Origin of the sequence: Cognatishimia sp. F0-27, from assembly GCF_020667845.1 — a bacterium.
GTDB lineage: Bacteria > Pseudomonadota > Alphaproteobacteria > Rhodobacterales > Rhodobacteraceae > JAFMPQ01.
Genome location: NZ_JAFMPQ010000033.1, coordinates 17,893 through 41,882, shown reverse-complemented (window position 1 = coordinate 41,882; position 23,990 = coordinate 17,893). Strand labels below are relative to the sequence as shown.

The following is a 23,990-nucleotide window of genomic DNA, read 5'->3' as shown; positions in this document are numbered from 1 at the left end:
CATTGGGCCAGATCAGAGACAGGCCAGCCCTCCGCCAAGGCTCCGATACACCAGACCCGCCGCCTCCACCAACGCTCTGCTACTCCAGATCCGCCACCTGCACCAAAGCCGTGCTGGCTCTCCGGCGCGTTGCGCCGGGATCGCATGGGCCAAGGTCCCGCCCAGACCGTGGTGCGACGCCCCCGCTGGCGGCTCTGCAGATGCGCCAAACCCGCCGCCCGTGCCAAGGCCATCCCTGTGGTCCGGACGCGCTGCGGGCCGTTCCGGCTCTCCGGCGCGCCGCGCCGGGATCGCGGGGGCCAAGGCCCCGCTCAGACCGTTGCGCGACGCCCGCGCAGGCGGTTCAGCAGATGCACCAGACCGCCCAGCGCATAGACCCCCAACAACAGCGCCACGACCCCCGAGAGGAACAGCGCAAAGGCGCCAAGCATGGGTGACAGGTTTGCCACCGGCGATTGTTGCAGCGCCACCGGCAGAGCCCCGGTCACGGCCACGGAGCCCATGGTCGCCGCGCACCAGGCGACCACCGACGCCGCAGCAAGCCCGAGAAACGCGCGCCAGCCGCCACGGCGGAAGCGCAGGCTGCGCTTGGCCGAGGCGACGTATTTGGACACGTCATGCTGCACCGCAACAAGTGCAGGCACCACAAGCAGCACAAGCACCATGCCGAACCCGAGCCCATAGACCAGCGTGATCACCGTAGGCTTGAGGAATTGCGCATCCGCCGAGCGCTCGTAGAGCAGTGGCATCAGGCCAAGAACGGTGGTCGCCGTTGTCAGGAACACGGGGCGCAACCGGTCTGCCGCGCCGTCAATAATGGAGGGGATCAGCCCGCGTTCGGCGGCATATTCGTCGATCTGGGTGATCAGCACGATGGAATCGTTGATGATGATCCCGGTCATGCCCAACAGGCCCACAACGGTGAACATCGACAGCGGCACGTCCCAGACCGCGTGGCCGTAGATCGTGCCCACAAGGCCGAAGGGGATGATCGACATGACCACAAGCGGCCGCGTCCAGCTTCCAAAGACCCAGGCGAGCACGAGGAAGATCCCCAGCAGCACCATGATCAGGCCATTGCGGGCATCGTTGAGAAAATCGCCCTCCTGTTCGCTCAGCCCTGAAAGCAGGTAGTCCACCTGCTGTTCGGAGGCGATGCGCGGCAGGATCTCCTCTTCGAGCGCGGTCATGATCTCGGTCGCGCGGGCGGCGTCGTCTTCGGCGATGTCGCCGGTGACGGAGATCAGGCGGATGCCGTTTTCCCGACGGACGGTGGAAAAGCCGGTGCGCCGCTCGACCGACACGATATCGGCCAGCTGGACGTATTCGCCGGAGGGCGTGCGCAGCTGGGTCCGTTCGAGGAAATCCGCCGTCAGCTCGCTTTCCGGCAGCTCGACCCGGATCTGCGCCGAGCGCGGCCCCACCGGGTAGGTCGCGGCCTCGATCCCGCCGAGCCGGTTGCGCAGAACGCGCCCCAGACCGTCGATATCGAACCCGAGCGCCTGCCCCTGTGCCGTCAGTTCGAGGATCAGTTCCTCCTTGTCATAGCTCAGCGTGTCTTCGACGGCGGTCACTTCCGGGAATTGCGCCAGCGCGGTTTGCAGCGCCAGCGAGGCGGCTTTGAGCGTTTCGGCGGAGGCGCCGTAGAATTTCACGTCGAGCGCGTCGCCGCCCGGGCCGGAGCGCCAGCCGCGGAAGGAAATCGTCTCGACCATCGGGTGCCGGGGCACGCGGTCCTGAAGCTCGCCGACAAAGGCAAAGGAAGAATAGGGGCGCGCGTCGGCCTCGATCAGCTCGATGGAAATGCCGCCCAGCTGATCGGCGTCCTTGGTATCGGTCCCGGCCAGCCCGCGTCCGGCATTGCCGCCGATTTCGGCCATGACATAGACCAGCGGGTTGGTGCCGTGGCGTTCTTCATATTCGCGGCCCAGGGCTTCCGTCGTGTCCTGGAACAGCTTCATCTGGGCCAGCGTGTCTTCGCGCGTCGCACCCGGCGCCATGGCGAAATTGCCGGTCACGGACGGGCGTTCGGGCGCGTTGAAGAAGCGCCATTGCACATCGCCCTGAATGAACAGCGCCGCCTGACTGGCGAGGGCGACAACGGCTCCGGCGAGCACCACGTAACGCGCCGCGATGACCCCGGCCATGAACGGGCGGAACAGCGTGTCGCGCATCCAGTTGAAGCCACGGTTCACCACGCGGGACGGCGCGTCATACCAATGCCGCTTGTCCGCGTGCTTGAGCGAATGGGCCATGTGGTTGGGCAGGATCAGGAAGCATTCCACCAAGGATGCAATCAGCACCACGATCACCGTAAAGGGAATATCGCGGATCAGGTCGCCAAAGCGCCCTCCAATCGCCACGAGGCCAAAGAAGGCGATCACCGTGGTGAGGGTCGCGGAAAACACCGGCAGCGCCATCCGCCGTGCCGCCCCCTCGGCGGCCTCATAGGGGCCAAGGCCCCGGCGCGAAAGCTGGTCGGCATGTTCGCCCACAACGATGGCGTCATCGACCACAATGCCCAGCGTGATGATCAGCGCAAACAGCGAGATCATGTTGATCGTCAGCCCGAAGGCATACATCAGCGCAATCGCCGCCATCAGAGCGGTGGGGATGCCCGCCGCAACCCAGAACGCGGTGCGCGCGTTCAGGAACAGGAACAGCAGCGTGACCACCAGAGCCAAGCCGGTCAGCGCATTGTCGAGCAGGATGTCGAGACGTCCGGAGATCGCCTCGGCGCGGGTGCGGATGAGATCGACGCTGACCCCGCTGGGCAAGGACGCTTGAAACGCCTCGGCCAGTTCCTCGACGGTGGCCTGAATGCCGATGGCATCGCCGCGGTCGGAGCGGTCGATACGGATCGAGATGGCGGGGTTCTCGCCAACGAAATAACTGCGCTCGCGGTCGATGCCCTCAACCCGCAGCGTTGCGACATCGCCGACCGTGAGCGTCGAGCCATCCGGGTTGGAGCGCAGGGTGATCGCCGCCAGATCGTCCGCGGCGCGCTTTTCGACGCCGGTGCGGACACGCGCGCCCGCGCTGCCCACGTCACCGGCGGGATCGGCATCGACCTCCGCTGCGATGGCGGCGGCGATTTCGGCCATGGTGATGTCATAGGCAATGAGGTTGAGGGTTGGCACCTCGATGATCGTGCGCGGCGCGGCGATGCCACGGATCGTGCTGCGGGTGACGCCTTCGGCAAAAAGCCGGGTGGTGAATTCATCGGCAAAGCGCGCCAGTTGGTCGACACCCACGGGCCCGGTGATCACCAGATCGGTTACGCGGTCCCGCCAGTAGCGCCGCTGCACCTCCGGCTCTTCGGCGTTATCCGGCAGGGTTGTGACCCCATCCACGGCCGATTGCACATCCGCAGCAGCGCGCGCCATGTCCCAGTTGGGCTCGAATTCGAGTTGGACGGACCCCGATCCCTCGCGCGAGGTGGCCGCACTGGACTCGACCCCTTCGACCGCAAGCAAAGCCGGTTCAAGCACCTGAATGATGGCGGTATCCACGTCCTCCGCCCCTGCCCCGTCCCAGCGCACGGATACCGAGACCTCGTCGATGATCACATCCGGGAAGAACTGCGCGCGCATGTTGGGGATCGCGAACACCCCCGCCGCCAGCAGGATCACGAGGAGCAGGTTGGCGAGCGTGGGATGGCGCGCGAAATGGCTCAGGATGCCTCCGGCCGCAGATTTCGAGGTCAGTGCCATGGGGTCAGCCTTCTGCCGGAATGGGGTTTGAGCGCGTCGGGTGGGCGGCGCGCTGGAGGCCCGGCCGGGGATCTGGCCCGGCCGGGCGGCACGCAGGGAAACGGTGTGGCCTGTCAAACAGAGGGGCCAGAGGAGACGGTTTTCGGTCCGAGGGAAGCGCGACCGGGACTCCCTGTGCTCCGACGCGCGGGCGCGTCGCGCCTCTGGAGCGGCGCGCTGACAGTCGGACCGCAGCGGAAGCCGGGGGCACAGTGAGCGACGGGCGGCTGGCTGTCACCGAGACCGAACCGCCGCAGCGCGGTCCGCTCCCGGGCGCAGCGGATGACACCAGAACGCGCGCCGCTGCCCGCGAGACGGGCTGTCCGATCAGCGACGGGTCGAGCGGTGGCCGGGCGGGCGACAGGGCGAGCGGCGGATGGCCGGCCGACGTGCAGAGCGGCGGGTGACGGACCGTCAGGCACGCGGACGCGCCACCGGGCTGGTCAGCACGCCCGTTCAGAAGTCCGCGCGGTTGCCGGAACAGGTGCCCGTCGGAGAGCACGACCGGGTGCCCGGACACAGATCCGAACCGGAGAAGCGGAGCCAGCCCTGCGCGCATGGTTCAGCCCCCCATCCGGCTTTCGATCCGCTCGACAACGCGGGCGGGCACACGGGTTTGGCCAAGCTGGGACAGAATGCGTGTCTTTGCCTCCGCAGGCATGCGCGTGTTGCCCTCGATAAACGCCACAAGCCGCGCCCGCCGTTCCTCTGTCAGTTCGAGCATCTCGGGCTGTTCGATTTCCTCAGCACCGTTCGGGCGCAAGGGGTTGACCCGGATGCCCGCGCCAAGAAGCGGGGTGCGTTCGGCCACGACCTCGCGCCCTTCAAGACCGCGCGCGCGGATCAGCACATCGTCGCCCTGACGCCGCAGCACATCCACCTGCGCCACGTCGAGACGCTCTTCCTCGCCGAGAACGAGCACCTCACCGCCCGCATTCACCGCCGTCGCCGGAAGCCGTGCGACGCGCGGCAGCGGGGTTTCCTCGATCGTAACGGTCACGAAATCGCCCGGCTTGAAGCCGCGCGGCGCATCGAGGCTGGCAAAGAGCAGCCGCCCTGTCTGACCCTCGCCAACGGACGCGCCTTCACGCGACACGCGCCCCGTGGCGGTGATGTTGGTCCCGAACACTTCAAGCGACACGGTCACGGGCGCCTCGCGCAGGCGCCCGGCCTCGTCGATGAGCCGGGTGTATTGCTGTGTCGAGACACGGAAGGCCACTTCGAGCGCCTCGCGGTCCACGAGGTTGGCGAGTTTTTCGCCCGGCGACACAAGCCGCCCGGCCACGACGGTCACGTCGCTGAGCGTGCCGGAAAACTTTGCGCGGATCTCGGTCTCGTCAAAGCGGCGCTGCGCTTCGGCGCGGGCGATTTCGGCGCGTTTGAGCCGGGTTGCGGCCTGATCGATGCGGGCCTGCGCGGAGGCAAGCGCCTGACGCCGTGTGAGCACCGCCTGGTTGGCCGCCGACAGGGCAAGCTCGGCGGTCTCCACCGCCGCTGCCGTGCCGACATTGCGATCCACCAGGTCACGCTGCCGCCGCAGCGCCTGTGCGCGCAAGGCCACCTGTTCCTGTGCTGCGGTCAGCTCGTCGCGGGCCAGAAGCAGCGCATTATCGGCCTCGCGCACCTCTGCGGACGCATCGAGCAGGTCGCTCTCGGAGCGGTCAAGCGCGGATTGCGCATCAGCCGGGTCGATCTGCGCCAGCAATTGCCCCGCGGCCACCTGACCGCCCTCGACGAATTCCGGTGCAAGATCGACGACCGCACCACCGGCCGCGCTGCGCAATTCGAGCGTGCGGCGGCTCTGGACCTCGCCAAAGGCCGAGAGAACGGGGGTCACGGTCTCGAACGTGACGGGGACGACGTTAACCGCAAACACCCGCTCGCGGGCCCGTGGCACCCGGGGTTCTTCGGCCATGCGGGCCTGCACCGCGTCCCGCACCATGGAGCCCGCATAGACCAGAAGCCCCAATGTCATGGACATGAGGAAAAGCCCGATGAGGCTCTTGCGCAAAAATCGCATCGTTGTCTTCTCCGAAACCGGGCCGCGCCCGTCCTATGGAATGTAGCAAGGCGGCGCGTGAAACCAAATAACCGGCGGCAGAAAACGCATCGCCGCCCGGATGATACGGCTGATCAGCCGGGTTCCGTCGCAGATTGGTCAAAGATCATGCGATACCCGCGACCCCGAACCGGACTGCCGACACGATCCGAAATGCCCGCACCGGCAGACCGGCGCGGGGCTCACTTGCGGCGGCGGTGTTCGTCGAGCCGCGGAAAGATCTCGACAAAATTGCAGGGCCGGTGGCGATAATCGAGTTGCAGCGCAAGGATCTCGTCCCAGGCATCCTTGCAGCCGCCCGGACTGCCCGGCAGGGCAAAGAGATAGGTGCCGCCCGCAACGCCGCCGGTGGCCCGGCTCTGGACCGCGGACGTGCCGATTTTCTTCATGGAAACAAGGGTAAAGACGGTCGAAAAGGCTTCGATCTCCTTTTCGTACACATCCCTGTGCGCCTCGACTGTCACGTCCCGGCCAGTCAGGCCGGTGCCGCCGGTCGATATGATCACGTCGATTTCCGGATCGGCGATCCAGTTGCGAAGCTGGGCGGCAATCGCCAGACGGTCGTCGCGCACGATGGCCCGGTCCGCCAGATGATGACCCGCCGCTTCGAGTCGCCCCACCAGCGTGTCGCCGGAGCGGTCATCGGCCATCTCGCGGGTGTCGGAGACGGTCAGGATGGCAATCCGGACAGGGATGAAATCGCGCGAATCGTCGATACGGGACATGGGATGGGGCTCCGGTCAGAAAAGGGGCATCACGTTTGGGATTACAGGGTCTTGAGCCGCGCCTTGAGCGACAGAAGGTCCGCCCACGTGTCGCGCTTGGCCTCGTTCTGGCGCAGGAGATAGGCCGGGTGCAGGATCGGCAAGGCGGGCCGCCCGAGCGCTTCGGTCCAGGTGCCGCGCAGCCGCGTGATCCCGCGTTTGCCAAGCAGGGTCTGGGCCGAGATATTGCCGACAATCACCAGCAGAGCCGGGTCAGCGAGGGCGATGTGGCGTTCGAGGAACGGCTTCATCATCGCGATTTCCTCGGGGCGCGGGTCGCGGTTCTGCGGCGGCCGCCAGGGCAGGACGTTGGTGATGTAGACGGACTCTTCGCGGCTCAGATCGATCGCCGCCAGCATCTTGTCGAGCAGCTGACCGGCCTTGCCGACAAAGGGTCGGCCGATGCGGTCCTCGTCACGGCCCGGCGCTTCGCCGACGATCATCACGCGGGCGCCCGGCTGGCCATCGCAGAACACGAGGTTGCGCGCGCCCCGTTTCAGCTCGCAATGCTCGAAGGCCCCCATGGCAGCGCGCAGCGCGTCGAGATCGGTGGCGGCGGTGGCGGCGGCGCGGGCCACGGCCACGGGATCGACCTCGACCCGGGGGGCGCGCGGCGCGGCACCGGGTGATGCGGCGCCGGGCTTTTGGCGCTCGGCTCGTTCGCGCGCCGCTTCGCGCAGCGCTTGCTCATGGGCAAACCGGTCCACCGGGCGGTCCGAGATGGCCTCGTCCACGCCGATTTCGATTTGCCATTCGAGCATCGCTTTCGCGCTATGCCAGTCCAGTGCCGAATCCATGGAACAGGTTTTAGCCCGTGCAGGACGAAAGGGGAAACACGACCGTCGGACCCCTTGCTCCTCCGGCGCAGCATCCATAGAAGAAGACCGGTCTTATCGTGGGGTCAACATGCGTTTCGATCACCGTCATCTTCTGGGCATCGAGCCGTTGCGCCCCGATGAAATCACCACCCTCCTGGACCTTGCCGACCGCTATGTCGATTTCAACCGGCGGCCCGACAGACACGCGCGCGCGCTGTCCGGGCTGACCCAGATCAACATGTTTTTCGAGAATTCCACCCGCACGCAGGCGAGCTTTGAAATCGCCGGAAAGCGGCTCGGGGCGGACGTGATGAACATGGCGATGCAGGCAAGCTCGATCAAAAAGGGCGAGACGCTGATCGACACGGCGATGACGCTCAACGCGATGCATCCCGATCTTCTGGTGGTGCGGCATCCGCATTCCGGCGCCGTGAACCTGCTGGCGCAGAAGGTGAATTGCGCCGTGCTCAACGCCGGCGACGGACGCCATGAACACCCCACGCAGGCGCTGCTTGATGCGCTGACGATTCGCCGGGCCAAGGGGCGGCTGCACCGCCTGACCATCGCGATCTGCGGCGATATCGCGCATAGCCGCGTGGCGCGGTCGAACCTGTTGCTGCTGCACAAGATGGAGAACCGCATCCGCCTGATCGGGCCACCGACCCTGATGCCCTCGGGAATCGATGCCTTCGGGGTCGAGGTCTTTGACGACATGCGCGAAGGGCTCAAGGGCGCCGACGTCGTGATGATGCTGCGGCTGCAACGCGAGCGGATGGACGGCGGTTTCATCCCGTCCGAGCGCGAGTATTACCACCGTTACGGGCTGGATTCGGAAAAGCTCGGCTACGCGATGGATGACGCCATCGTGATGCATCCCGGTCCGATGAATCGCGGTGTCGAGATCGACGGCACGCTGGCCGATGACATCAATCGTTCAGTCATACAAGATCAGGTAGAAATGGGCGTGGCCGTCCGGATGGCAGCCATGGACCTTCTCGCCCGCAACCTGCGGTCCCGGCCAAGTGAGATCATCACATGACAGAAATCAAGATAAACGGATCCGAGCGCGACGTTGTCAGGCTGTTTCACATCGACCTGCCCCGCGAAGCGGTGGAACGGTTCACGACCCAGGCGGGCACCGGGGAATGGCCGCTGAAATACGCGCTTGGCGCGCAGACCCTGCGCGCGGGCTTCGTCGAGGTGATCGACCTGCGCGACCTCGAACCGATGACGCTGTCGCAATATCTCGGGGAGGCATACGGGGTGCGGTCGGCCGAACTCAAGGACATGCGCGGCCGGATCGACGCGCTCAAGGGCCATGTGGTGGTGACACCCAGCCAGGCCTTTGCACAGACCTCGCAGACGCTCACCATTGCGACACCCCTGCGCTGGATCGGCACCTTTGGCGAGATCAAGGCCGCGGCGCGCGGCGCGGCGCTTCGTGCGGAGAGCGCAAGCGGCAATGCCGCCGCGCCGCCCCATGATGGCGGGCTTGCGCCTGTGCGTTGGCTGCCATTTGCCGTCCTGTTCCTCGCGGTTCTGTTGCTGCCTGTGCTCTACGTGGTGACCCGGTGAGCGCGACGGGCACGTTGGAGTTCAGACCGGACAGGACGACCTATATCCGGTCCCATGCCACCATGGCGGCCATCGCCATGGCCGGCGGGATGCTGATCCTCTGGCTGGCCGGCAACCCCTATGTCTGGACCGGGGCGATCGGCGGACTGGCAGCGGTGATCGTGCGCGGCTGGTATCTGCTTGACGAAGAGATGGGCCATGTCTGGCAGCTCAAGGATGGCACGCTTCACGGGCCGGCAGGGCGGCTCGTCCCGCTCGATCAGGTCGAGCGGCTGCGCCGCCTCGGGTCTGCGGTCCAGATCGTCACCCGGTCCGGCGACAAGCACCTGATCAAGTTCCAACCCGATCCACAGGCGACAATTGCACGGATCACCGCAGCCGGAGGGCGCATGCCATGAAACGGACGCTGATCGTCAACGCCCAGCTGGTCGACCCCGAGGCGGGTCGCGTCACACCCGGTGCGCTGTTGATCGCCAAGGGTGCGATTGCGCAGATTTTCGGCGAACCGGCGCCGGTGGTGGACGATGCCGCGGTGGTGGATGCCGATGGCGCCTTTGTCGCCCCGGGGATCGTGGATATCGGGGTCAAGATCGGCGAGCCGGGGGAACGGCACAAGGAAAGCTATGGCAGTGCCGGTCTCGCCGCGGCCGCCGGCGGGGTGACCACGATTGTCACGCGGCCCGACACCAGCCCGGCCATTGACACGCCCGAGGCGCTGGAATTCGTGCGCCGCCGTGCCAATGAGGCCGCGCCCGTCAACGTGCTGCCGATGGGCGCGCTGACCAAGGGCCGCGCGGGCCGCGAGATGACCGAGATCGGGCTGATGATGGATGCCGGGGCCGTGGCCTTTACCGATTGCGATCACGTGGTCACCGACACAAAGGTTCTGTCCCGGGCCATGACCTATGCCCGCTCGCTGGGTGCGCTGGTCATGGGGCACCCGCAGGATCCCGGCCTGTCACGCGGTGCGGCGGCCAGCGCCGGCAAGTTTGCCTCGCTGCGCGGCATCCCGGCGGTATCGCCCATGGCCGAGCGCATGGGGCTCGACAGGGATATCGCGCTCGTGGAGATGACCGGCGCGCGTTACCATGCCGATCAGATCACCGCCGCGCGTGCGCTGCCTGCGTTGCGCCGCGCCAAGAAAAACGGCTTCGATGTGACGGCGGGCACCTCGATGCACCATCTCACGCTCAACGAAATGGACGTGGCGGATTACCGGACGTTCTTCAAGGTCAAGCCGCCCTTGCGGGCCGAAGAGGACCGGATGGCGCTGATCGAGGCCGTCCGCGAAGGTCTGATAGACATCATTGGCTCGTTCCACACGCCGCAGGACGAAGAAAGCAAGCGCCTGCCCTTCGAAGAGGCCGCATCGGGGGCAGTCGGGCTTGAGACGATGCTCCCGGTGCTGCTCCGGCTTTACCATGCCGAGGATCTCGACCTGCCCACCCTGTTCCGGGCCTTGTCGCTGAACCCGTCGCGGCGTCTCGGGCTGGACTCCGGCCGGATGGCCGAAGGCGCGCCGGCCGATCTGGTGATGTTTGACCCGGATGCGCCTTTCATCCTTGACCGGTTCAAGTTGGCGTCGAAATCCAAGAACACGCCTTTCGACGGGGCGCGGCTTCAGGGGCGGGTGCTCAAGACCTTCGTGACCGGTCGCGAGGTCTATTCCTACCGCTGAACGGGAATCCGGGGATCGCGGTGCATTACCACTCAAGGCTTGGCCCGGCGTCGCGCCTGCGCTAGAGCCGGATGAGACCAACCCGGAGTGCCCGATGCCCGAAATCCTCTCCCCCCTATCCGTTTTGCTGCTCTGGGCCGTGCTCGGCTATCTGCTTGGCTCGATCCCGTTTGGCGTCGTGATCTCGAAGCTGATGGGGCTGGGCGATCTGCGGGCAATCGGATCGGGGAATATCGGCGCGACCAATGTTCTGCGCACCGGCAACAAGGCGGCGGCTTTTGGCACGCTTGTGCTGGATGGTGGCAAGGGGGCGGCTGCGGTGCTGATCGCGCGCGCCTTTGCAGGTGAAGACGCGGCACAGCTCGCCGGGCTGGCGGCCTTTGCCGGGCATTGTTTCCCCGTCTGGCTTGGCTTCAGGGGCGGCAAGGGGGTTGCCACGTTCCTCGGGCTGTTGCTGGTGCTCGCATGGCCTGTCGGGCTGCTGGCCTGCCTGACCTGGCTCGCGGCGGTGGCACTGGTTCGGATCTCCTCCGTTGGCGCGCTGGCGGCCTCGGCGCTGTCGCCGCTCTGGGCGCTGGTGACGGGCAATGGCGATACGGCCCTGCTCTGCGCGCTTCTGGCGGTGCTGATCTGGTGGCGCCACAAGGAGAACATCGCGCGGCTGCGCGCCGGCACCGAGGCCAATGTCGGCCGGGACAGCCGGGACAAAAAGGCCGAGTGAGCGTCACCCGGCCTGTGTCGTCTTGATGGTGCGTTTTCGCAAAAGCCGGGGCGCTCAGACGCCGACCTTGATCACCGCATCGGCAAGGATCGGCACGCTGTCCTTGTTCAGACCGGCGATGTTCACGCGGCTGTCGCCAACCATGTAGATGCCGTGATCGCGGCGCAGGCTTTCCACCTGCTCCGGCGTAGCGCCAAAGCGCGAGAACATGCCCCGATGCTGCGCGATGAACCCGAACCGGTCGGACCCGGACAGGCGCCGCAGCTCGTTGGCCAGTTGGTCGCGCAGGCCCAGCATCGACAGCCGGATCTCTTCAAGCTCGGCCTGCCAGTCGGCCCGCAATGCGTCATCGTTGAGCACTAGCGTCACGAGCCGTGCCCCGTGATCCGGCGGGAAGGAATAGTTCTGTCGGTTCAGGTAGGCCAGGGTGCCCTGTGTCACCTTGTGCTTGGCCGGATCGTTGGACACGGCCATAAGCAGGCCCGCGCGGTCACGATAGATGCCGAAATTCTTGGAGCAGGACGCCGCGATCAGGCATTCGGGCACGGACGACGCAACCAGCCGTGTCGCGGCGGCATCTGCGTCGAGACCGTCGCCAAAGCCCTGATAGGCGATGTCGATCATCGGGGTGGCGCCCGTCTCGATCAGCAGGTCGATCACCGCCTGCCACTGCGTGATGTTGAGATTGGCGCCGGTCGGGTTGTGACAGCAGCCATGCAACAGGATCACGTCCCCGGCCTTCGCAGCCTTGAGATCCTCCATCATGCCCCCGAAATCGACGCCACGCGTGTCGTCGTCGAAATAGCGGTAGGGCACCATCTCCATAGCCATATGCTTGAGGATCGACAGGTGGTTGGGCCAGGTCGGGTTGGAGACAAAGACACGCCCGTCCGGCGAGGCCATGCGGATCATGTCAAAGCCCTGACGGCACGCCCCGGTGCCGCCCGGGGTTGCCACCGCGGCGATATTGGCCCGCGGAACCGCATCACCGAGGACAAGCCCTGCCAGCGCGTCGGCATAGGCCGGATCCCCACCCAGCCCGGTATAGGCCTTGGTCTGTTCTTCACCCCACCACCGCTTTTCGGCCTCCTTGATCGCCCGGAAAATGGGCGTCTTGCCGGTCGCATCCTTGTAGACGCCGACGCCGAGGTCGATCTTTGTATCGCGCGGGTCGTCGCGAAACGCCTGCATCAGGGCGAGAATCTTGTCCGCCGGTTGTTCCTTGAGGTTCTCAAACATCGCGTTTCTCCGCTGCGCCGCATGGGACCGTGGGTGTATCGGCCCCTGGGTTTCGGGTTTCGGGGGTCATCATCTGCCTCGCGATCAGTCGCCGGTGCGGGCCGGCCCTGTCTCGACGGGCAGCGTGTCGAACTGGCCCCACTCGGTCCAGGACCCGTCATAGAGCGCGTGGTCGCGCACGCCCAACCGTTCCAGCGCGAGGCTGAGGACGGCGGCGGTCACGCCCGACCCGCAGGTTGTGATGATGGGTTTGCTCAGGTCCACGCCCGCCGCGTTGAACGTGGCACGCAAGGCATCGAGATCCTTCATGGTTCCGTCTTCGGACAGCAACGAGGCGTAATGGACGTTTTTCGAATTCGGGATATGCCCGGAGCGCAACCCTTCGCGCGGCTCGACCTCGTCGCCGGCAAACCGCCCCGGCGACCGCGCATCGACGATCTCCGCATCCCGCAGCTTCGACGCCGACGAGACCTGCGTGACATCGCGCACCAGATGCGCTTGCCGCCGCACGGTCATGTGCCGGTCGCGCACCATGGGCGGCATGTCCTCGGTCTCGCGCCCCTCGGCCATCCACTTGGGCAGGCCGCCATCAAGAACGGCGATGTTGTCCTGCCCCATCAGCCGGAAAAGCCACCAGACGCGGGCCGCCGAGAACAACCCCGTCTGGTCATAGACCACAACCTGGTGCCCGTCGCCCACGCCCATGGCGCGCAGGCGGGACATGAACTTCTCGATTGGCGGGGCCATGTGGGGCAATTCCGAGCGCGCGTCGGACACGTCGTCAATATCAAAGAAGCGCGCGCCGGGAATGTGATTGGCATCATATTCCGCCCTCGCATCGCGCCCGGTGGCCGCCATGTGCAGACTGCCATCGAGGATGCGCAGATCCGGATCCGCGATATGCCGTGCCAACCACTCGGTCGAAACCAGCGTTTTCGGATCATCTTGAAGCATTGAACCCTCCGATGCAGACACCTCAGAAGCCTTAGTCCCGCAGGCCGCGCCATGCAAGCCGCTGACCGGCTCCGGCCTCAACCGTTTTGCTTCAGAAGCCGCTGCTTCTGACGGCTCCAGTCGCGTTTGGCCTGGGTTTCGCGCTTGTCGTGGTTCTTCTTACCCTTGGCGATTCCGATCTTCATCTTCACCATCCCCTTGTGATTGAAGTACATCACAAGCGGCACCAGCGTCATTCCCTTGCGCTGGGTCTCGTTCCACAGGCGCGAAAGCTCCTTTCTGGACACGAGCAGCTTGCGGCGTTTGCGCTCCTCATGGCCAAACATCGCCCGGTCGTAAGGCGCGATGTAGGAATTCACCAACCACAGCTCTCCCTCTTCGACCGCGGCATAGCTCTCGGCGATATTGGCGGAATTCTCGCGCAGGGATTTGACCTCCGAGCCTTGCAGCACGATGCCGACCTCGAGATCATCCTCGATGGCGTAATCAAATCGCGCCCGCCGGTTCTCGGCGATCACCTTGTAATTCGGATCTGTGGATTTCTGTGCCATGGGTGCCAGAGATAGTCGCTGCGCCGACCGGTGAAAAGGGCAAGCCGGCGGAATCCTCCCGCGCCGCAATCGGCGCGCCGCTGTCCAGACCGCCATGCCGGAACGGTCCTGCCACGCCTTGTGCCTGTCGACCGTCATCGGCGCAGCCGCTGTTTCTTTGGGCCTCAAATATCCCGGGGAGCGCGAGGGGCTGGCCCCTCGCCCGCTGCCCTGGAGGTTGGCGATACACCGTTGAAGCCGCGCAGCCGGTGCCATGCGCCCGCTGACGCTCCGTCTCGGGAACGGACAACGCGGAATGCGGGGCTCCCGTAAGAACCCCGTTCCCGCGCATTGATCATTGTGCCTGCCCGTTCGGATTGCGCAAAGCCGGTCCTGCAATCCGTCACCAGCCGCGCGCAACCCGATAGCCTTTCTGGCGCAGACAGCGCAGCGCATAGGCCGCGCGCGGTTTGCCCTGGCCATAGCCGAAGCGGTTGTGGCGCGGTGCGATCCGCATCAGGCAACGGTCCGGCAGCCGGTTGAAACCCACGTAATTGCGGCGCAGACAACGGCGCGGCAGGGCAAAGGTCGTGCGCTGGCGATCGACCCGCACCATGCAGACGGCCGGAAGCGGCGCTTTGCGGGCCTGGCGATTGCCGTTTTGACGAGGCCGGTTGCCCGATTGGTCATAGCGATTGGTGTTCTCGATCCATCTGTCCGCCTGACGGGTGCCGTCGCGGCGCCCCCAACCGCCGCCCTGACGGCGTTCGTCATGCACCAGCACATCGGCGCCGCCCGCGCCGTTGGCCAGCTCGTTCAGGATGCGCCCGGTCACATAGATCCCCGCGGCGGTGCCAAGCAGGCGGCGCAGGTCGTCCGCAGAGTCGGCCCGCGCCGGGCCCGCGGCCGAAAAGGCGGTGATCGTGGCAGCGAGGGTGAGGATGCCGGTTATGAAACGTCTGGACATGGGATTTTCCTTCTTGCAGCGTCTTGCATTGAACGTGATGCGGCGCGCCGGAGACGGACCGCCTGCATGCACCCTCGTCCCACTTGGCAAAACGGCTCAATAACACCGGGCGGCTATGCGATAACACGCGGCCCGGTCCCGGCGGGTTATTGATAAACAGCCGCGTGAAGCGCAGTGTGCAACCATGCGAACCTTCATCCTCACTCTCTGTGTAACCGCCGCCCTGCCCGCGCTTGCGCAGGCCGCGTGTTTCGTCGAATACAAAGCCAAGCAGGACAGCCCGCTGCGGCTGCATTACGGCATTCTGCAAATCGATGGCGCCTGCCCCGGCGGAGGTCAGACCAGGGCCATCACGGCAGACCGCCTGCAACGCGGCGGTTGGACCCTTCTCAACATCGTGGGACGGTCCGAAACCGTGCCCGAGGACAACAAAAAGGCGAATGCCGGTGCCTATTACCTCCGTTACTGACACCCGCCGCTCCAGCACGCGGATCGTGGCCATCGGCATCGCGGCCATCGTGGCGATTCTCGCGGCAGCGGGCGCGCTGTTGATGCTGACGCTGCCCGATGCGGACGCGTTCAACCGCAAGGTCGAGCGGATCTTTGTGGAGAATGACGACCTGACAGGTCAGGCCGAGGTCAAGCTGCTGGAGATCCTCGCGCAGTCCGGCACCTCCTTCGCCGAAGTGCTGGCGAGCTACCGGACCGTCATTTTCGTGCTGCTGGTGTTTTCCGCGGCGTTGCTGATCGCCGCGCTGCTCTTTCTGGTGATGCTGGTCGTGCTCAACCGCCGCATGGCGCAGATCGAACGCGCCGGCATCCGGGTCGACAGCCTGATCATCTCCCGCGAGGAAAACACGGTCTATCTCAACACAATGGGCTTCAAGCTTACCGACGCGATGATGGAAACCCTGTCGATCCTTGCCGAAGCGCGGCTGGATGACGAGATGCTCACGGGGGCGCAGATCGAGGCAATGATCTCGGGCCGCTCGGAGGATGACTGCGAAGAAGCGGCGGGTGCGGTGCGTGTCAAACGTTTGCGGGACGGGCTGGGCAACCAGATCGTATCGGAATTGCTGGTGAAGAACATCACCAAGCGCGGCTACCTGCTGGCCATCGACAAGGGCGTGATCGAGATGGTCTGAACCAAGGACGCTCAGGATGCCGCACCGTGCCGCTTATGGGCCACTGCGAACCCGCGGGGCACGGCCACGATTGGCAAGAATGGCTCCGTCCAGATCCTGATCTCGGGGTCACCCCCATCTCGGGCCGCACCGTGCCGGTCGGCATGGTTTCGTTTGAACCGGGCGGCTCTTGTTTGGTGATGCGCCTTCTGATCTCAGGACACATCTGTTGGCCGGGGCGCATCCTGATCTCAGGGCATAGTCTGTTGGACTGGCCGCATCCTGACCTCAGGGCAGCACCGTGCCGGTCGGCATGGTTTCTTTTGAACGGGGCGGCTCCTGTTTGGTGATGCGCCTTCTGATCTCAGGGCACATCTGTTGGCCGGGTCGCGCCCTGATCTCAGGGCCGCACCGTGCCGGTCGGCATGGTTTCTTTTGAACCGGGCGGCTTCTGTTTGGTGATGCGCCTTCTGATCTCAGGGCACATCTGTTGGACGGGGCGCATCCTGATCTAAAGGCATAGTCTGTTGGACGGGGCGCATCCTGATCAATGTGCAGCACCCTGTTGGCGGGGTCGCATCCAGGTTGGTGGAGCTAATCCAGTGGGCCGGTGGGACTGTGCCCCGCTTCCGACGTGGTCGGTGCTCCGGGCTGCGTCTCGTTTTCCGGGCGTCGCGTCCCTCGGTCGGCATCGCATCCGGTTGCGCGCGTATTGCGATACGCGCGTGACGGCGCGATGTGCGAATGCGGATTTGGCCCCGGGTGTCGTTTCGGTCACCCGCTCCCTTCGGGACCACCGTTCCGCCGCCGCGCGGCTGAACTGGTCATTGATCGCGACCCCGCCCCCCCGGATGTCGTTTCGGTCATCCGCTCCCTGCGGGACTACCGCTCCGCCGCCGCGCGGCTGAGCCGGTCATTGATCGCGACCCCGACCCCCCGGTGTGGCACGGGCGAAACCGCGATCACGGGATGATCGCCGGAATCGAGCCGGATCAGGTATTCGAACAGGTTGGCAGCGGCCTCGTCGAGATTGCCGGTCGGAGACAGGTTGAGATCCGCGGCCACATTGCCAAAACCCAAACGCGCTTCGTTTGGCTCCCACTCCGCCGCGTTGAGCCGCACCCGCGCGCGCGGCGCATAATGCGAGCGCAGCTGTCCCGGCGCCGAGATGGCATCAGTGTCGCGACGCTGCCCCAACGCCCGGCCAAGCACGGTTTCAAGGCTGTCCTGAGTGACGCCCCCAGGCCGCAGAAGGACCGGATGGCCGGCCAGACCCACAATGGTCGATTCGAGCCCCATGTCACAGCGCCCGCCATCCACCACCGCGTCGATCCGTCCCCCAAGCCCGTCCACCACGTGCTTGGCGCGGACCGGGCTGACCTGGCCCGACCGGTTGGCTGACGGCGCCGCCACAGGGCGTCCGACCCGGTCCAGCAGACCACGCGCAATCGGGGCCGCAGGCAGCCGCACGGCCACGGTCGCCTGACCGGCGGTCACGCGCGGCGACACCGGCGCTCCGGTGCGCAGCGGCAGCACCATCGTCAGCGGGCCGGGCCAGAACGCCTCCGCCAGCGCTTCGGCCGCGTCATTCCATTCGGTCAGCGCCCGCACGGCGGAAACATCGGCAAAATGCAGGATCAGCGGATTGCGGCTTGGACGCCCTTTGGCTTCGAAGATCCGTGCCACCGCGTCTTCGTTGGCCGCATCCGCGCCAAGCCCGTAGACCGTTTCGGTGGGAAAGGCGACAAGCGCGCCCTCTCGAAGCAAGGCCGCCGCCCGGTCGAGCCCGGCCGCGTCCGGCTGCAGGATTTCGGTGATCTGTCCGCTCATCTCGGTCTGTTCCGGGTCCGTGAGAGACCCGCCCTCGGTTCGTGAATTCCGCGCGCCCATGCCCTTGCGTCAGCTTTGTGACGCCGCGTTTCGGTTGAAGCCCGCGCAGCCGCGCGTAGGTTTGCCATTGCAAGGACTTGGCGGCAAGGCCCGTCCGTTCGCTTGGCCCACCATGCGCGGATGACCGCGCCCAGGTCGGCTCATGCCGTCGCAAATCAGGAGGCTCCATGTCATACCGCGCGCCGCTTAACGATTATTCTCTTTTGCTGAACCACGTCACCGGCTTTGCCCAGGTGACACAGACGGAACGCTTTTCGGAGGCGACGCCAGATGTCGTCGACGCAATCCTCAGCGAAGCGGGCAAGATGTGCGAAGAGGTTCTGGCGCCGCTCAACCGCAAGGGCGACACCGACCCGGCGCGTCTTGAAAACGGCGTGGTGCGCACCTCTGAAGGGTTTGCCGAAGGCTACAAGGCCATCGCGGAGGGCGGCTGGGTGGCCATCGCAGCCGACCCGGCCCACGGTGGCATGGGTCTGCCGATGACGGTGACCACGGCGGTCAACGAGATGATGTCTGCCGCCTGCCTGTCGCTGCAGCTCAACCCGCTGATGACACAGGGCCAGATCGAGGCGCTGGAGCATCACGCCTCCGATACGATCAAGGATATCTACCTGCCCAAGCTCATCACCGGCGAATGGTCCGGCACGATGAACCTGACCGAACCGCAGGCGGGGTCGGATGTGGGCGCCTTGACCACAAAGGCGGAACCGAACGGCGATGGCACCTATGCGATCACCGGTCAGAAGATCTATATCTCCTGGGGTGACAACGACTTCACGCAGAATGTCTGCCACCTCGTTCTGGCGCGGCTGCCCGACGGGGTGCCGGGCACCAAGGGCATCTCTCTGTTTCTCGTGCCCAAACGCATCCCCGACGAGACCGGCGCGCCCGGTGTCGCCAACAGCCTCAAGGTCGTCAGCCTCGAGCACAAGATGGGGCTGCATGGCTCACCGACCTGCGTGATGCAGTATGACGGCGCCACGGGATGGCTTATCGGGCATGAGCATGACGGGATGCGCGCCATGTTCACGATGATGAACAACGCCCGGCTCGGCGTCGGCGGCCAGGGGATCGGCGTTGCCGAAGGCGCCTATCAGCACGCGCTGGCCTATGCGCAGGATCGCAAGCAGGGCAAGAACCCCGAAGGCACCATCATCGGGCATGCCAATGTCCGCCGCAAGCTGGCGACCATGAAGGCCGAAACCTTTGCCGCGCGGGCGATTGCGATGGACAATGCCGTGGCCATCGACATGGCCAACGCCACCGGCGATCCGGACTGGAAGGCGCGGGCCGCGCTGCTGACACCGATTTCCAAGGCGTTCGGCACCGAGACCGGGATCAAGGTGGCCGATATCGGCGTGCAGGTGCATGGCGGCATGGGCTATATCGAGGAGACCGGCGCCGCGCAGTATCTGCGCGACGTGCGGGTGACTGCGATCTACGAGGGCACCAACGGCATCCAGGCGATGGACCTCGTGGGCCGCAAGCTGATGGACGGGGGCGAGGCCGCGTTCCGCATCTTTGACGAGATCGAGAGCTTTGCCGAGCATGCGCGCGGCACCGAGTCGGACCTGGCGGAAAAGGTCTGGCAGGCGTCGGAGACGCTGCGCGAAGCGACCGAAGCGCTGCTCAAGCGTGATCTGGCGGATCGCTTTGTCGGCGCGATGCCCTATCTGCGCGGGTTCGCCCGCGTGTTGGGCGGATACTATCATCTCAAGGCCGCGCTGGCGGAGCCGGGCGGTGCCCATGCGCGGCTGGCCCGGTTCTACATCGACGCGGTGCTGCCGGAACATGCCGGGCTTCTGGCCCAGTCGCTGGTGGCATCGGACACGGTGATGGGGCTCTCGGTCGACGATCTGGCCGCGTGATGGACACCCGCTACCAGCCAATTCGCACGCCATGGGAGACCCCGCCCGCCCCCGGCACCGCCATTGACGTGGCCGAAGGGGTGAAGTGGATCCGGCTGCCGCTGCCGATGAAGCTGGACCATGTCAACGTCTATGCGCTCGATGACGGCGACAGCTACACCATTGTCGATACGGGCTTTTCCTCCAGAACCTCGCGGCGGATCTGGGGGGAGATCCTGTCCGGACCGCTGGCGGGCAAGCCGGTCGGGAGGGTGATTGTCACGCACCACCATCCCGATCACGTGGGGCTTGCGGGCTGGTTCCAATCCGAACACGGTGCAGAGCTTGTCACCACGCGCACGGCGTGGCTCTTTTCGCGGATGCTCCGGCTCGACGCGCAGGACAGACCCACCGAGGAAACCGTCGCGTTCTGGAAACGCTGCGGTATGGAGCGCGCGATTCTTGCGGAACGGATGGAAGAGCGGCCGTTCAACTTCGCCGATTGCGTCTGGCCGATGCCGCTCGGCTTCAAGCGCATCAAGCAAGGTGATGTGATCCATGCGGGCGGCCGGGCGTGGGATGTGCATATCGGGAACGGGCACGCGCCGGAGCATGCCACATTGTGGTCCCGCGACGATGATCTTGTGCTTGCCGGGGATCAGATCCTGCCATCCATCAGTTCCAATATCGGGGTCTATGCCACCGAACCGGAGGCCGATCCGGTCGCCGATTGGCTGGAGGCCTGCGAACGGTTCGCGGCCATGGCAGAGGATCGGCACCTCGTGCTTGGCGGACACAAGCTGCCGTTTACGGGGCTTCCGGCACGGATGCGGCAATTGATCGACAATCATCATCATGCGCTTGACCGGCTGGCCGAGCATCTGTCGGAACCGCGCCCGGCGGGCGAGTGCTTCCAGCCGCTTTTCAGACGTCAGATCAGCGGTGGCGAATACGGGCTGGCGCTGGTCGAAGCGATGGCCCATTGCCTGCATCTTTGGCACGAGGGACGTGCACGGCGCAGCCTGCGCGACGATGGCGCGTGGCTTTGGCAGACGGTTTGAGCCGCACCGATACGCGCTGCATTCTCCGGGAACACAAGGCGGCCCGGTCGCAGCCGCACCGATACGCGCCGGTTTCTCCGGGCACGCGAGGCGGCCCGGCTCGGCGGCGGTTCGGTGGCAGCACGCTCGAAGAGCGAAAATCCGGGAAGGACCTGCAATTGATGCGCCCCCGGGCCCGCGGAGCTCACCCCCGGTTTTCGATCCGAGCGTAAAGCCGCCGGAGGATCTGGCTGGCCGTGCGTTCGCACAGCGCCGGCACGAACGCGTGGACAAACGCGGCAAGCGCCGCCACGGCAAGCCAGAAACCGAACCCGGCGGCAAACCGCATATGCTGGAAATAGGTCTCGTCCACCGATCCGGGATGGTCGAGAAAGACCCGCGCAAAACGCGATTTGGCCTTTGGCGGGGTGTTGGTGTCGATCTGTGCCATGCATGTGCTCCGTGAGTGGTGGTGTGTCCCGTGAGTGGCGGTTGAGGTGAAGATACCAACAGCGCCGAGTGCGTGCGTCCCAAACTACTCTGTTGTTTGCGGAATGTTTGGGATATGATCCCAATAATGAAACAGACTTTCGACGAAACAGACCGCGCTATCCTCGGTATTCTGCAACGGGACAGCACGCAAAGCGTTGACGCCATTGCCGAGCAGGTGGGCCGGTCGCGCAACGCGTGCTGGCGACGGATCAGGGCGCTGGAGGATGCCGGCGTGATCGTCGGGCGCGTGGCACTGCTTGATCCGGCCCGCGTGGGCTGTCCGCTGGAGGTGATCGTGTTGTTGCGCACGTCGAGCCACGAACCCGACTGGATGGCACGCTTCCATACCCTGACCCGGGCGATGCCGGAAATTGTCGGCGCGTATCGCATGACCGGCGATCTTGATTACATGCTGCGGGTGCGCGTGGCGGATATGCCGGCTTATGATGCGTTCTACAAACGGCTGATCCAGCGCATGCCGCTTTCGGATATCTCCGCCAGCTTCGTGATGGAGGAGATCAAGGAAACCACGGCGCTGCCACTTTGAGAAGTACGCCGTCCGGGCTTGTATCCCTGCGAAGGAGCGTGGAGGCTGCTTTCCGGGACTGAACGGGAGTGCCTGCCGGCCCCTTAAACCTGAACCGTGAGTCCTGAACTCTGAACCCTGAAGACAGCAAGGATGCCCGCCATGGATGACAAGATCGCCACCGCCGCAGAGGCTGCCGAGGGTGCGGCCCTGCCACGGCGGATCGATGTCCATACGGACGGCACACAGCCCGAGTGTGAACAGGCGCTCAGTCCCAAGCCGCAGGCGCACAAGAGCCCGGCGGAGTGGGGCTATGAACGGCTGGTTCTGTATATCCAGAATTTCGAAGCGCAGCTCGATTCGGACCATGAAATCGCCATGGGGTTTGCGGGCGGCGAGGCCGGGGTGCTGCGGATCGAGGGCATCGGCTTTTTCGACCCGGACATGATCACCTTTTACGGCACGGATCAGCACGGCGCGCGGATGCAACTGATTCAGCATATCTCGCAGTTGAGCGTCGTGTTGCGCGCGCTGCCAAAGATTGGCCCGCAAGAACGCCCGCGCCGGATCGGTTTTGAACTGGCCCGCGCCCTCAGCCCGGATGAGTCCAAGGCTGCGGACGCCACCGCAGAAACCGCCACAGAATGAGGCGGTGCGTGGATGTGGGACGCCACCGCCGAACGGCCCGCCCGCCCCTCGCGCACAGGTCAACGCCGGCAGGGGCAGCCGCGACATTTCTGCGCTTTTCGGTGGCGTGACAGGCACGAAAGAATAGGGTAGTCCGGGACGCAACTTTGACAGGCGCGTGAAACGGAAAGACAAGCTCATGGCAGAACACAAGCACGGCAGCATGGACATCACCGAACAGGAAAAGACGTTCAACGGGTTCATCACCTTCACCATCCGCACGGTCATCGTGATTCTCGTGGCGGTGGTGCTTCTGGCGATGTTCAACGCCTGAGCATAGCCGCGTGGCCGGTCAGGTTTGCGGCCGCGATGGTCTCTGACAGGCGCACCGCACCATGCCTCGCATGGGGCTTCCCCTATGAACGGGATCGGATGATATGACTTTACGGGCTTGGGCCTTGGGCCTTTTGGCGGCGCTCACACTTTCGGGCTGTGCGGCCGTCACAACCCATGGCGGCGATGCAAGCATCGAAGAGGTGCGGGCGGCGGTCTATCGCCATGACGGCCCCCCGAAGCTGACGCTTTACACGATGATCAACAACCGGTCCGGTGCGGGCGCGCATACAAGCCTCATGATCAACGCATCCCAGCGGGTGATCTTCGACCCGGCGGGCTCGGTGCGCTACGATACGGTGCCGGAGATTGGCGATGTGCTCTATGGCGTCACGCCCCGGGTGGCCGACAGCTACGCGCGCGCCCATGCCCGGGAAACCTATCATGTGGTGATCCAGGAGGTAGAAGTGTCGCGGGAGGTTGCCGAGCGTGCCCTGCAACTCGCGATCCGCAACGGCACGGTGCCCTCGGCGCAATGCGCTGCGTCCACCTCCGCGCTCTTGCGCCAGCTTCCCGGCTTCCAGACGATTTCCAGCACATGGTTCCCCAAGAACCTCATGGAGCAGTTCGGGGCGTTGCCGGGTGTGAAAACGCGCAGGCTCTTCGAGAACGACGCCGACGACAAGACGCTCGCCATCGAAGCCTTTGATGCGGCAGCCGCGCAAGGCGGCTGACCCATGCCAGGGCGGTATTGAGCCGACAGCCAAGACACGTCCTGCCGCCTGGACGCCTCTGTTGACGTCCCGCCACACGTCCTGACGCACCGCTGCATGTGTTGACGTCCCGCCGCGTGGCCTGACGTCCCTCCGCGTATGTTGACGTCCCGCAACGTCCTTACGTCCCGCCGCGTATGATGACCTCCCGCCAAGTGTCCTGACGTCCCGCCAGCATTGAACTTCTATGGCAGGCCGCATGTCTGACGGGTCGCTGCACTGGTCACGAGCCCTGCCCGCGTTGCCAGAACCGGTTCGGTGGCGCGTGGAACGCGCGACAA

Annotated in this window: 23 protein-coding genes; 13 read left to right on the top strand and 10 right to left on the bottom strand. The window is 65.4% G+C overall.

What is annotated here, in order from left to right; genetic code table 11:
* Positions 1-311: 311 nt before the first annotated feature.
* The 4 genes from J1C49_RS16515 to J1C49_RS16500 form a co-directional block, all read right to left on the bottom strand.
* Complete coding sequence (locus J1C49_RS16515) at positions 312-3,713, bottom strand: efflux RND transporter permease subunit (protein WP_227446943.1); 3,402 nt, start codon at positions 3,711-3,713, stop codon at positions 312-314.
* A 601-nt stretch (positions 3,714-4,314) separates the two neighbouring features.
* Complete coding sequence (locus tag J1C49_RS16510) at positions 4,315-5,772, bottom strand: efflux RND transporter periplasmic adaptor subunit (protein ID WP_227446942.1); 1,458 nt, start codon at positions 5,770-5,772, stop codon at positions 4,315-4,317.
* A 221-nt stretch (positions 5,773-5,993) separates the two neighbouring features.
* Positions 5,994-6,536 (bottom strand): molybdenum cofactor biosynthesis protein B, encoded by a 543-nt coding sequence (moaB, locus tag J1C49_RS16505; RefSeq protein ID WP_227446941.1) that lies wholly within the window; start codon positions 6,534-6,536, stop codon positions 5,994-5,996.
* A gap of 41 nt (positions 6,537-6,577) precedes the next feature.
* The gene (locus tag J1C49_RS16500) at positions 6,578-7,372 is read right to left on the bottom strand and encodes a uracil-DNA glycosylase family protein (RefSeq protein ID WP_227446940.1); all 795 of its coding nucleotides are present in this window, start codon (positions 7,370-7,372) and stop codon (positions 6,578-6,580) included.
* 109 nt (positions 7,373-7,481) lie between these two features.
* On the opposite strand from J1C49_RS16500, the gene J1C49_RS16495 reads away from it, so the two are divergent.
* From J1C49_RS16495 to plsY, 5 genes are all read left to right on the top strand, one after another.
* The gene (locus tag J1C49_RS16495; RefSeq protein ID WP_227446939.1) at positions 7,482-8,432 is read left to right on the top strand and encodes an aspartate carbamoyltransferase catalytic subunit; all 951 of its coding nucleotides are present in this window, start codon (positions 7,482-7,484) and stop codon (positions 8,430-8,432) included.
* Complete coding sequence (locus J1C49_RS16490; RefSeq protein WP_227446938.1) at positions 8,429-8,968, top strand: aspartate carbamoyltransferase catalytic subunit; 540 nt, start codon at positions 8,429-8,431, stop codon at positions 8,966-8,968. Before J1C49_RS16495 ends, J1C49_RS16490 begins: the two co-directional genes overlap by 4 nt.
* Positions 8,965-9,366 carry a hypothetical protein gene (locus tag J1C49_RS16485; protein WP_370639429.1) on the top strand — a complete coding sequence of 134 codons (402 nt, stop codon included), beginning with the start codon at positions 8,965-8,967 and terminating at the stop codon, positions 9,364-9,366. The genes J1C49_RS16490 and J1C49_RS16485 overlap by 4 nt, the downstream gene beginning before the upstream one ends.
* A complete protein-coding gene (pyrC, locus tag J1C49_RS16480; protein ID WP_227446937.1) occupies positions 9,363-10,646 on the top strand; it encodes a dihydroorotase in 1,284 nt (427 codons plus the stop codon). The genes J1C49_RS16485 and pyrC overlap by 4 nt, the downstream gene beginning before the upstream one ends.
* A gap of 94 nt (positions 10,647-10,740) precedes the next feature.
* Positions 10,741-11,367: a glycerol-3-phosphate 1-O-acyltransferase PlsY gene (gene plsY, locus J1C49_RS16475; protein ID WP_227446936.1), complete on the top strand. Its 627-nt coding sequence runs from the start codon at positions 10,741-10,743 to the stop codon at positions 11,365-11,367.
* Between the two features lie 54 nt (positions 11,368-11,421).
* Here plsY and J1C49_RS16470 read toward each other — a convergent pair whose 3' ends face one another.
* The 4 genes from J1C49_RS16470 to J1C49_RS16455 form a co-directional block, all read right to left on the bottom strand.
* Positions 11,422-12,606 carry an amino acid aminotransferase gene (locus J1C49_RS16470; protein WP_227446935.1) on the bottom strand — a complete coding sequence of 395 codons (1,185 nt, stop codon included), beginning with the start codon at positions 12,604-12,606 and terminating at the stop codon, positions 11,422-11,424.
* A gap of 84 nt (positions 12,607-12,690) precedes the next feature.
* Entirely contained in the window at positions 12,691-13,560 is an 870-nt protein-coding gene (gene sseA, locus J1C49_RS16465) for a 3-mercaptopyruvate sulfurtransferase (protein ID WP_227446934.1), read from the bottom strand.
* Positions 13,561-13,637: 77 nt separating this feature from the next.
* Positions 13,638-14,111, bottom strand: a complete 474-nt coding sequence (gene smpB, locus J1C49_RS16460; RefSeq protein ID WP_227446933.1) for an SsrA-binding protein SmpB — start codon at positions 14,109-14,111, stop codon at positions 13,638-13,640.
* A gap of 382 nt (positions 14,112-14,493) precedes the next feature.
* Complete coding sequence (locus tag J1C49_RS16455; protein WP_227446932.1) at positions 14,494-15,057, bottom strand: hypothetical protein; 564 nt, start codon at positions 15,055-15,057, stop codon at positions 14,494-14,496.
* 184 nt (positions 15,058-15,241) lie between these two features.
* On the opposite strand from J1C49_RS16455, the gene J1C49_RS16450 reads away from it, so the two are divergent.
* The gene (locus tag J1C49_RS16450) at positions 15,242-15,526 is read left to right on the top strand and encodes a hypothetical protein (protein ID WP_227446931.1); all 285 of its coding nucleotides are present in this window, start codon (positions 15,242-15,244) and stop codon (positions 15,524-15,526) included.
* A complete protein-coding gene (locus J1C49_RS16445) occupies positions 15,498-16,202 on the top strand; it encodes a hypothetical protein (protein ID WP_227446930.1) in 705 nt (234 codons plus the stop codon). The genes J1C49_RS16450 and J1C49_RS16445 overlap by 29 nt, the downstream gene beginning before the upstream one ends.
* Positions 16,203-17,063: 861 nt before the next feature.
* On the opposite strand, the gene J1C49_RS16440 is transcribed toward J1C49_RS16445, so the two are convergent.
* Positions 17,064-18,011 carry an L-threonylcarbamoyladenylate synthase gene (locus tag J1C49_RS16440; protein ID WP_227446929.1) on the bottom strand — a complete coding sequence of 316 codons (948 nt, stop codon included), beginning with the start codon at positions 18,009-18,011 and terminating at the stop codon, positions 17,064-17,066.
* A 227-nt stretch (positions 18,012-18,238) separates the two neighbouring features.
* Between J1C49_RS16440 and J1C49_RS16435 the strand changes: the two genes are divergently transcribed.
* Entirely contained in the window at positions 18,239-19,939 is a 1,701-nt protein-coding gene (locus J1C49_RS16435; protein ID WP_227446928.1) for an acyl-CoA dehydrogenase, read from the top strand.
* Positions 19,939-20,979, top strand: coding sequence for an MBL fold metallo-hydrolase (locus J1C49_RS16430; RefSeq protein ID WP_227446959.1), 1,041 nt, complete (start codon positions 19,939-19,941; stop codon positions 20,977-20,979). Before J1C49_RS16435 ends, J1C49_RS16430 begins: the two co-directional genes overlap by 1 nt.
* Positions 20,980-21,163: 184 nt before the next feature.
* Here the strand turns inward: J1C49_RS16430 and J1C49_RS16425 are convergent, their stop codons facing one another.
* Entirely contained in the window at positions 21,164-21,409 is a 246-nt protein-coding gene (locus tag J1C49_RS16425; protein WP_227446927.1) for a DUF6356 family protein, read from the bottom strand.
* Between the two features lie 126 nt (positions 21,410-21,535).
* On the opposite strand from J1C49_RS16425, the gene J1C49_RS16420 reads away from it, so the two are divergent.
* The 4 genes from J1C49_RS16420 to J1C49_RS16405 all read left to right on the top strand — a co-directional run bounded on the left by J1C49_RS16420 (position 21,536) and on the right by J1C49_RS16405 (position 23,670).
* Positions 21,536-21,997, top strand: coding sequence for an Lrp/AsnC family transcriptional regulator (locus tag J1C49_RS16420; protein WP_227446926.1), 462 nt, complete (start codon positions 21,536-21,538; stop codon positions 21,995-21,997).
* A 141-nt stretch (positions 21,998-22,138) separates the two neighbouring features.
* Entirely contained in the window at positions 22,139-22,624 is a 486-nt protein-coding gene (locus J1C49_RS16415; protein WP_227446925.1) for a DUF6173 family protein, read from the top strand.
* 178 nt (positions 22,625-22,802) lie between these two features.
* Positions 22,803-22,937 (top strand): aa3-type cytochrome c oxidase subunit IV, encoded by a 135-nt coding sequence (locus J1C49_RS16410; protein ID WP_227446924.1) that lies wholly within the window; start codon positions 22,803-22,805, stop codon positions 22,935-22,937.
* Positions 22,938-23,040: 103 nt separating this feature from the next.
* Complete coding sequence (locus tag J1C49_RS16405) at positions 23,041-23,670, top strand: hypothetical protein (RefSeq protein ID WP_227446923.1); 630 nt, start codon at positions 23,041-23,043, stop codon at positions 23,668-23,670.
* Positions 23,671-23,990 lie beyond the last annotated feature (320 nt).